6 protein-coding genes are annotated in these 9,660 nt (G+C 39.7%); 5 read left to right on the forward strand and 1 reads right to left on the reverse strand.

The window, feature by feature from the left end; genetic code table 11:
* The first annotated feature begins 129 nt into the window (after positions 1 to 129).
* The 5 genes from ACRD64_RS11750 to ACRD64_RS11770 all read left to right on the forward strand — a co-directional run bounded on the left by ACRD64_RS11750 (position 130) and on the right by ACRD64_RS11770 (position 8,424).
* Positions 130 to 819: an FkbM family methyltransferase gene (locus tag ACRD64_RS11750; RefSeq protein ID WP_430933554.1), complete on the forward strand. Its 690-nt coding sequence runs from the start codon at positions 130 to 132 to the stop codon at positions 817 to 819.
* A gap of 333 nt (positions 820 to 1,152) precedes the next feature.
* On the forward strand, positions 1,153 to 2,112 hold the full coding sequence (locus ACRD64_RS11755) for an AEC family transporter (RefSeq protein WP_430933555.1): 960 nt from the start codon (positions 1,153 to 1,155) through the stop codon (positions 2,110 to 2,112).
* 187 nt (positions 2,113 to 2,299) lie between these two features.
* Complete coding sequence (locus ACRD64_RS11760; RefSeq protein ID WP_430933556.1) at positions 2,300 to 3,193, forward strand: SdiA-regulated domain-containing protein; 894 nt, start codon at positions 2,300 to 2,302, stop codon at positions 3,191 to 3,193.
* A 32-nt stretch (positions 3,194 to 3,225) separates the two neighbouring features.
* Positions 3,226 to 6,927 (forward strand): metallophosphoesterase, encoded by a 3,702-nt coding sequence (locus tag ACRD64_RS11765; protein WP_430933557.1) that lies wholly within the window; start codon positions 3,226 to 3,228, stop codon positions 6,925 to 6,927.
* A 225-nt stretch (positions 6,928 to 7,152) separates the two neighbouring features.
* On the forward strand, positions 7,153 to 8,424 hold the full coding sequence (locus tag ACRD64_RS11770; protein ID WP_430933558.1) for an NAD(P)/FAD-dependent oxidoreductase: 1,272 nt from the start codon (positions 7,153 to 7,155) through the stop codon (positions 8,422 to 8,424).
* Positions 8,425 to 8,489: 65 nt separating this feature from the next.
* Here the strand turns inward: ACRD64_RS11770 and ACRD64_RS11775 are convergent, their stop codons facing one another.
* Entirely contained in the window at positions 8,490 to 9,470 is a 981-nt protein-coding gene (locus ACRD64_RS11775; protein ID WP_430933559.1) for an adenosine kinase, read from the reverse strand.
* Positions 9,471 to 9,660: the final 190 nt, after the last annotated feature.

Consider the following 9,660-nt stretch of genomic DNA (forward strand, 5'->3'; position numbering starts at 1 on the left):
GAAAAAGAAACACCATCAGGGAAACTGAAAAGACAGAAAAAAAATATTTAAACCTACAATAATCCTAATTTATTCCTGCATCCCCATTTAATTCCAATATTTGTTAGTTTTGTTACAAACTAACATATCATGAATTCAAAACTTACCAGGCTATATTTCCTTGTTAAGGGAAAATATAAACATATAAAAAGAACCACCCGTTTACCAAAAAAATGGTATGGAAGCAAAGGTGGCGGTTTTTACGTGGGACATAAATTGTTGAATAAGCATTCTGTGGTTTATTCGTTTGGTGTTGGCGAAGATATTTCTTTTGACAAATCGCTCATCGAAAATCATGAATGTAAGATCTTTGCTTTTGACCCCACACCAAAATCCATAGCTTGGTGCAAAGAACAGGATTTACCGGAGAAATTTAGTTTATACGAATATGGAATTGCTCCGAAAACTGGCGTGATGCAGTTCCACCTTCCTAAAAATAAGGAATATGTGTCTGGCAGCTTAGTGGCCCACGACAGTGTTTCCAACCACGATTTGATTGATGTTCACATGAAATGTTTTGCCGACATTGTTGGCGAATTAGGTCATCAGAAAATAGACCTGCTCAAAATGGATATCGAAGGTGCCGAATACGAAGTTATTGATGGAATATTGGACGCTGACGTAGAAATTAACCAAATAGCCATTGAATTCCACGAACGTTTTTTTAAAGAAGGGAAACAGAAAACCATCGAATTTATCCAAAAAATGAAAAACAATGGCTATCATATCTTTGGCATTTCCGATATTTATGAAGAGGTGTCGTTTGTAAAGATGCGATAGTCAAAAAATTTCAAATAAAACGGGACAAAACATAACATCTAAATTTTGTAAAGCGTGAAAAAGCAACAACTCAATCGTGAGTTCGAGATAAAAGTTATAATTTAGATAGGTTTTCTTTTGTTTCCAATGCCTTCCAAAAAAAAATTGTGATATTTATGGCAACAAGCTGACCTGCTGCGTTTTCAGCTAAAGAGCAACAACCTCCGCTTCGACATTACCTGACCAAGTTTTCAATTTTGAAACCTTCCCCACCCTTCTAGGCAGAATTACCCATTCCCAATGACAAATCTACATTTATTAAATAGTATTACCTTTACGGTCAAAAGTTAAAAGATGTTCCAAACGCTGTTTATAAATGTGCTTTCGGTATTTTTAATGATGATACCCGGATTTTTGGTCATTCGCAAAAACATCATCTCCGAACCTGCCCTTAAGGATTTCAGCCAGATTATTGTTAAAGTACTGTATCCATGCCTGATATTCAGTTCAATCACAAAAAACTTTACCCTGTCAAAGGTCCTGGCATCATGGCAGCTGCCCGTAGCTATTTTTGTATTCTGCCTGTTAGGGTATGTGGTTGGATTAATTTATCTCGGCTTTTTTAAATGTAACGACCTGCAACGGCGCAAGAGTATTTTGTTTCAGATGACCACCAACAACTACTCTTTTTTGCCTTTGGCTATCATCTCAAAACTTTATGGCGAACAGCATATGGGTGCCTTAATCTTATCGACGCTGGGTGCCGAGCTGGCGGTGTGGACGCTTGGAATTTCTATCCTCAACATGAACAAAGGAGGATTTAAAATAAAAGACCTAAAACATTTGCTTTCGCCGCCAATGGTGAGCATTTATTTTTCGTTGATGGTACTTGTCGGTCTCTATGTACTTAAAATGCCCATCCAAAATCTACTGGACAACAGCCTGTTTTTGAACTACTCCCAAAAAACTATTTATCAATTGGGACAGGCCACTATCCCTATTTCGATGATAATGGTAGGGGGACGGATGGGATTAATTAAATTGAGCGATTTAAAAGAATTGGATTTATGGTCGGTGGCTTTGTTCAGGTTGATTTTAATTCCTGTTTTGGGGGTTGTTCTTTTCAAACAAATTTTCCCGGACCATGCATTCCTGAATGTAATGCTTATTGTTGCTGTAATGCCGAGTGCCATGGCAAGCCAGGTATTGGGCGAACTATACGGGGCAGACCAAAAACTTATTAGCGGAACCATTTTAATTACCCACTTGCTTTCGTTAATAACCATTCCTTTGTGGCTACTGTTTCTGCTGTAATATTAGTTGTATGATGGTATCCTTGCTTATAAGTTCCTAGCAAAGAATGCAATCTTTCAACATTAGCATCTATGCCATTTCAAAGTCAACAATTCATCATTGAACACGTTTCTTTATCAATACAATAAATTTATCTTAAGTCAGTTGAAATTTTAGTCTTAATTTGTAGCATCCTAAAATTTAAAATATGCAGTTCAAGGTTCTACCCATTATCACATTATTGCTATTGCTTTTTTCTTGTAAATTCAGTTCGGGGAGTGATACCCAACATATAAATGCATATCAATCGGGCTCGAGTAACTTGGCCCACTATAATTTTGAAAAACCAGACAATATTATAAAGTTAAGTGCCTTTTTAACCGAAATATCCGGATTGTCGTTCAACAGTGCAAACAACAATCTTTTGGCTATTAACGACGAACAAGGACTTATTTACGAGCTAAATCCAACGACCGGAGAAATTCTAAGTCAACAAAAATTTGGTTCCACAGGTGATTATGAAGGAGTTGAAAAGGTTGGAAACAATATTTATATCGTAAAAAGCAATGGCGACATATACAAAAAAACTCCAACAGAAACTGTTAAAATTGAAACCCGGCTTTCATTAAAAAACGATGTGGAAGGATTGGGATATGATACTACGAACAAACAATTGCTAGTATCGTGCAAAGCAAAAACGCTGAGCGAAAAGGATCCCAAAGGAAGTAAGGCCGTCTATTCTTTTAACCTGGCTAAGGAAAAATTAAACAAAGAACCTTTTTTATTGATTAAGCGCAAAAAGGTATCAAAACTCATAAAAAATGATGGCGGCAGTAAAAAAGCAGAAGATAGAGCAAAAGGTTTTTCTCCATCGGGCATTGCTGTGCATCCCATAACGAAACATGTTTATATTGTATCGGCTGTTGAAAGCATGATGTTGGTTTATTCATTGGAACATAAACCTATTCAATGCGTTTTCTTTGATAAAAGTAAGATCCCTCAACCCGAAGGTATTTGCTTCAGTCCGGATGGTACTTTATTCGTAAGTACAGAAGGACATGGAACAAGAGGAAGAATATTTGTTTACTCGTCCATCCATTAGAAAATTGTAACCTACAATATCCGTTACCAATTATGAAGATTATACTTTCTCTGTTATTCATTGCATTTATTGTTTCATGCGGAACCATTCGCACTCCGTATTATGGCCTTGAGAGTTTGAACTGGCAATCACAGGTTACATCCCCAACTACCAAACCTGTACATACCTTGTTTTTAGTTGGAGATGCGGGTCAGCTCGACAACAATAACTTAGGGAAAAATTATGTACTGGAAGCAGTTGGTCAGGATCTGTCTGCAACCACAACCCCGAGCACCCTGGTTTTTTTGGGCGATAATTTATATCCCTGGGGACTTCCCACTAAAAATAATGCAGACAGGGCTTATATGGAGAAAACGATAAATGCATCGTTAGAACTGGCTAGGTTCTGTAACGGAAATACGTTTTTTATACCGGGTAACCACGATTGGAAAAAGGGCAAAAAGAAAGGGCTGAAAGCTGTTAAGCGGCAAGAAGATTATATCGAGGAATACTTTGAGGATGATTTTGAGAAGAAGGTGAAGATGTATCCCGGCAATGGTTGTGGAGACCCTATGGTAGTTAAAATTCACAAAGATTTGGTATTCGTTTTTATTGATAGCCAGTGGTGGCTCCAGAATTGGGATGAAGAGAAGAAAATAAACAAAGGATGCGATATTAAAACAAGAGCTGACCTGCTGGAACGAATTGAAGAAATTTTCATGGATCATAAAAACGACGAAATTGTGATGTTGATGCATCATCCGATAAAAAGTGACGGGGAACACGGAGGTCGTTTTTCCTGGAAGCATCACTTATTCCCGTTACACAAAGTAAAGAACCTATGGGTACCTCTGCCAGTACTTGGTTCCGTGGCGCCAATATATCGTCGTACAACAGGTGATATTCAGGATTTAGCAAACAAAAAATATCAGGAATTAACACGGGGCATTAACGATATGGCATTGGAACTGGGTGTTGATGTGATATTTGCCGCAGGCCATGAACACTCCTTGCAATATTTCGAGGATCAGGATTTAAGGTATATTGTAAGTGGATCGGGAAGCAAATTAAATTATACTGCGAGGGGTGGAGATGCCGAATATGCGAGGGAAGCCAGGGGATATGCTAAAATTAATTTTTTCGAAAACAACGAATCATGGGTAGAATTCTATACTGTAGCTGGATTTGAAGCCGAACCAAAACTGGAATTTAAAAAGCAGCTACGCGAACCCAAGGCCGGTTCCGTAAACATTGCCAAAACTTACCCGTCAGTATCGCTAAGCGATACGGTTGCCGCGGCCAACCCACATTTTGCGGCAGGCAAAGGAAAGCAGTTCTGGTTAGGAAAACAATACCGAAGCACTTGGACAACACCTGTGCGCCTTCCTTTTATCAATTTAGAAACCAAGCTGGGGGGGCTTACCCCTATTAAAAAAGGTGGCGGAATGTCGTCCAATTCCTTACGCATGGAAGTCAATGACGGAAAACAATATATCCTTCGTTCCATTAAAAAGGATTACACCAAGTTAGTAGACGAAAAGATTAGCACCCTCAAGGCAATGGACATCATGAAAGATATAAACAGTGCCAGCCATCCGTACGGTGCATTGATGTTACCTACCTTATCCAAAGCAGCCGGGATTTACTATACCAGACCCGAACTGGTTTATTTGAAACATCAAAAAGCATTGGGGAATTACAACTCGTTGTTCCCCGAAGAGGCATATTTATTGGAACAACGACCTAACGGCGATTGGAGCGATGCCAAACAGTTTGGCAATAGCAAGGAGATTATTGGCTATACCGATTTGCTGATGAACCTTCGCGAGAAAAAAAGCCATTTTGTGGATCAGGAATGGGTGCTCAAATCGCGTATGTTTGACCTTTGGGTACACGATTGGGACAGACACGACGACCAGTGGCGCTGGGCATCATTCGAAGAAGAGGATAGCACATTGTACCGACCCATTCCCCGGGACAGGGATCAGGCTTTTTATAAGTTCGAAGGCGCAATACCATGGTATGTTTCAACTTTTCTTGTCAAGAAATTTAAAACCATGAAAGGAAACGTGCGCGATGTGAAAAATCAATCTTTCAATGCGCGTTATTTCGACCGTTATTTCCTAAATCAATTGGAATGGAGCGATTGGGAAGTCATAATTAAACAATTACAACAAGACATGACCGACGAAGTGATCACATCTTCTTTAATAGCCTTGCCAAAAGAGGTTCAGGAAATGAACAAGGAACTGGTCCCGCTTTTAAAGGAGCGCCGTGCCAATATGCTTGAAATGGGAAGGAAACTATATGAATTCATTTCAAAGGAGGTAGAGGTTTCGGGTACCGATGAAGATGATGCGTTTTACGTGCGTAAAAACGAAGATGGTTCGGTTAAAGTTACCTACTTCATATCCCGAAAAAAGAAAGATGACATAAAAAAGTTTGAAAGAACTTTTTATCCTGATGAAACCAAGGAAATACGTTTATATGGTTTAAGGGGCAAGGATGACTTTATAATAACCGGGAGCGATAATCAGAAAATAAAAATCAGGATTATTGGTGGAGAAGATGATGATAAGGTTATAAATGAATCTCCGGCCAACAGGATTTTCGTGTATGATAATCACAAGGGAATCAAAATGAAAGGTGATGGATTTGCAGATAAAACCTCCGAAGATTTAGAGGTGAACGAATACGAACGTAAAGGTTTCGTGTATAACACCCACCTACCTTTGCTTACAGCGGGGTACACCAAAGACGATGGTATGTGGGTGGGCGGTACTTTTACATGGACACAGCACGGTTGGCGAAAAGAGCCTTTCAAATCTAAACACACTGCCTATTTTTCGGTGGCACCGGGCAGTCAGGACGCATTTACCATTGGTTATAACGCTCATTTCACAAACGTGATAGGCCGATTGGATTTTGTACCTGCCATTAATATCGATTATCCATTAATTGAAAACTTTTTTGGCTATGGCAACGAGTCTGTCAATCCCGATAGTCTTAAACAATACAACTGGGTTCGCAAACGTTCTACTAAAATTTCCCCTTTGTTTGGATGGCACAGTAAAAACGAGCGTCAAAGTTTTGTGTTCGGGCCTGTTTATGAAACAGTGCGTCTGGAGAACTCAGTAGGTCGTGTGGCCCGAGATCGGCAAATAGGTTTTACCGATGAAGAATTGAAAAGAAAACATTTTGGCGGGGGAACCCTTCGTTATCGTATTAGCGCACTGGATAGGGAAAATAATCCCTCCAATGGTTTTAAATTCAACATAGGACTGTCATATTTGAACGAAATATCGGGGTATAACGACCTTTGGGAATTTGATTCAGAAGCCAGTTTTTACCTTACCGTGTCCAACAGACCCAAAATTGTTTTAGCCAACAGCTCGGGGTATCAGTTTGTTGAAGGTGATCCACAGTTTTACCATTATCCAAGTCTTGGTAACATCACTCACCTGCGAGGTTTTAGAAAGGACAGGTTCAGAGGCGAATCTTTGTTTTATAACAACTCCGATGTACGCTTTAAACTCGCGAATTGGAACAACAGTTATGTTCCCATGCATATTGGAATGTTAGGGGGTTACGATATAGGTAGAGTTTGGTTAGATGGTGAAGATTCCGATAAATGGCACAATAGCCAGACCATTGGCATGTACATGGATATTTTAGAAATGTTCATACTCCAACCCTACTACTCCTTTACCACGGAAGGTAATTTTTTAAGTGTAGCCATGAAGTTTAGCTTCTAAGGCTTGAGACCCATCATTATCGTATGCCAAAATGTTTTAATTGTTATTTAGTAATAATAATCCAAACGAGGTTGTATCATATAATGCATCTCTTTATAAATATGTACGAAACCTAATAATCCCTAAAAAAGTTATAATTAACGAACAATTTCTTTAATGGCGAGTTTGTGTGGTATATTATTAAAACAGACTCAGGGATGTCCTGTCGTCTATTGTCTTTAAAAAATGGAAAAAAGTTTTAATTTACCAGCAAACGGTAAAAAAAGAGTGGTGATCATTGGAGCTGGATTTGCGGGCTTAAAACTTGCCCGTAACCTGGCAGGGTCACAATATCAGGTGGTGATGATTGATAAAAGAAATTTTCATCAGTTTCAACCGTTATTTTACCAGGTGGCCACCTCTGGTCTGGAACCCAGCAACATATCTTTCCCCATACGGAAAATATTTCAGAAACATACCAATCTACATTTCCGAAATACCGAACTGTTGGAGGTAAAGCCTCACGAAAAAACAATCGTTACGCAAGCTGGCGAACTAAGCTACGATAAACTGGTGATTGCTACAGGAGTGGACACGAATTACTTCGGCAATAAAAATATCGAAGAATATGGTATCTCCATGAAATCAACGGCTCAGGCCATCAATCTTCGAAACCGTATTTTAGAAAGCTTTGAAGCTGCCATTTTAACGGAAGACAGAAAAGAACAGGCCAAGCAATTATCGGTGGTGATTGTAGGAGGAGGACCAACCGGAGTGGAGCTTTCCGGGGCTATCGCCGAATTGAAAAGTTATGTACTGCCAAAAGATTATCCCGAGCTTGATTTTAGTCGGATGAAAATACGGCTTTACGAGGCTGCTCCCCGGCTGTTAAATGGAATGAGTGAAAAAGCCGGTAAGGATGCATTCAAGTTTCTCACTCAATTAGGTGTCGAGGTACATCTGAACACTAAAATTTTGGATTATGATGGTGATGAAATGATTTTAGAGGACGGCACCTCTTATAAAGTTCAAAACTTGGTATGGACGGCCGGGGTTGGCGGGAAACGCATCAACAGGATCCCGGAAGAGCATTACGTGCGGGGAAATCGTTTGGCAGTGGATAGAACCAATCAGATTAAAGGGCTTAATGACGTTTATGCCTTAGGTGATATTGCCTCCATGCAAACTGAAAAATATGCGAACGGTCACCCGCAAGTAGCCCAAGTTGCTATACAGCAAGCACGATTACTTTCCAGAAACTTAGTAAAAGATACAACGGAACAATTTGAATACAGCGATAAAGGTTCGATGGCAACTATTGGCAGAAACATGGCGGTGGTGGATCTTCCTTCGTTTACATTTTCGGGTGTAATAGCCTGGTTTATGTGGCTCGTGGTTCACCTGATGGCCATTGTTGGCGTAAAAAACCGTTTGTTCATCTTTATCAATTGGGCCCAGAGTTATTTTTCCCGTGATCAATCGTTAAGGGTGTTGATCAGACCTTTTAAAAAGAAATAAAGATAAAAAAAGGAACAGGTAGCAAGCACCTATAGGAAGCACTCTTCTACCTGTTCCGTTAAATTTTAATTTCTCAGCTTCTCTAATTCAGTGTGAATCTTATCCCAGCGATCGGTTTCCATTTTAGGGCCAACAACCTCGATCACATTACCCGAGAGCAGTGCCCCAATGGCACCACACTTATCAAGTGGTAACAGGTTTATTAATCCATACAAGAATCCAGCGGCATATAAATCACCAGCCCCGGTTGTGTCAATACTGTTGGCAGGAATAATACCTACCTCAAATATGGATTCAAAATGTTTAATCAACGAACCTTTCTTGCCCAGTTTCAAAACAGCGATATTGCAATGCTTCGCCATCTCTTCCAATGCTTCTTTGTGCTCTTTGCTGGTAAAAGCTTTGGCCTCCTCTTCGTTGGCAAAAAGAATATCCACATATTTGGCCACCATATCCTTTAAAAAGGCCAGGTTGTCTTCTACCACGTTGAAGCTGGCCAGGTCAAGCGAAACGATTAAGTTGGCCTCTTTGGCACATTTGAGCGCTTTTTCAATTAAAGGTTGGTTGTATACCAGGTACCCTTCAATATGAAAGTGAGTATAACCGTGAAACAGTTCATCAATGATGTCTTCGGCCGAAAGTTCTACCGCAGCGCCCAAATAGGTCGCAAATGTTCTTTCCGAATCGGGACTGATAAGCGCAACCGCTTTTCCTGAAGCATGGTCGCTTTCCAATAGCTTGGGTTCAATATTGTTTTCACTCATATCTTTCTTAAAGAAAGCCCCCAACTCATCCTTACCAACCTTACCAAAAAAACCGGTGGATACACCCAGGCAAGATAACCCGTGAATGGTATTGGCCGCAGACCCGCCCGAAGCTTGTTCTTTGGCATAATTGGCTATTTCCTGTAATACCCTAGATGAAGTTTCAGCATCCACTAACTGCATACTTCCCTTCGGAAAATTTAGCTTCTTCAGCAATTCATCGTTTTCCATCCTCGCCAAAATATCAACAAGTGCATTTCCCATTCCAAGAACCCTACTCATAATCAGCTATTTATCGTTTTATTGTTGTTTTTTTATTATTTTTTTCACAAAGATATTGCATACTTTCAATAATCCTATTACTTTTGCTCCGCATTTGACAAAAACGCTTCTCAAAAGGTTGATGGCTTCAGATGTAGAGTTGTTCGTAAAAGAGCATTAATTATTGAATTGGAATATATAAAATACTCCT

This window comes from Saccharicrinis sp. 156 (genome assembly GCF_050589685.1).
Taxonomy (GTDB): Bacteria; Bacteroidota; Bacteroidia; order Bacteroidales; family Marinilabiliaceae; genus Saccharicrinis.

Bases quoted from the DNA above. Each gene is read 5' to 3' on its own strand.
- ACRD64_RS11755 (WP_430933555.1), top strand. From the start codon at position 1,153: ATGTTCCAAACGCTGTTTATAAATGTGCTTTCGGTATTTTTAATGATG.
- ACRD64_RS11750 (WP_430933554.1), top strand. From the start codon at position 130: ATGAATTCAAAACTTACCAGGCTATATTTCCTTGTTAAGGGAAAATAT.
- ACRD64_RS11760 (WP_430933556.1), top strand. From the start codon at position 2,300: ATGCAGTTCAAGGTTCTACCCATTATCACATTATTGCTATTGCTTTTT.
- ACRD64_RS11775 (WP_430933559.1), bottom strand. From the start codon at position 9,470: ATGAGTAGGGTTCTTGGAATGGGAAATGCACTTGTTGATATTTTGGCG.
- ACRD64_RS11765 (WP_430933557.1), top strand. From the start codon at position 3,226: ATGAAGATTATACTTTCTCTGTTATTCATTGCATTTATTGTTTCATGC.
- ACRD64_RS11770 (WP_430933558.1), top strand. From the start codon at position 7,153: ATGGAAAAAAGTTTTAATTTACCAGCAAACGGTAAAAAAAGAGTGGTG.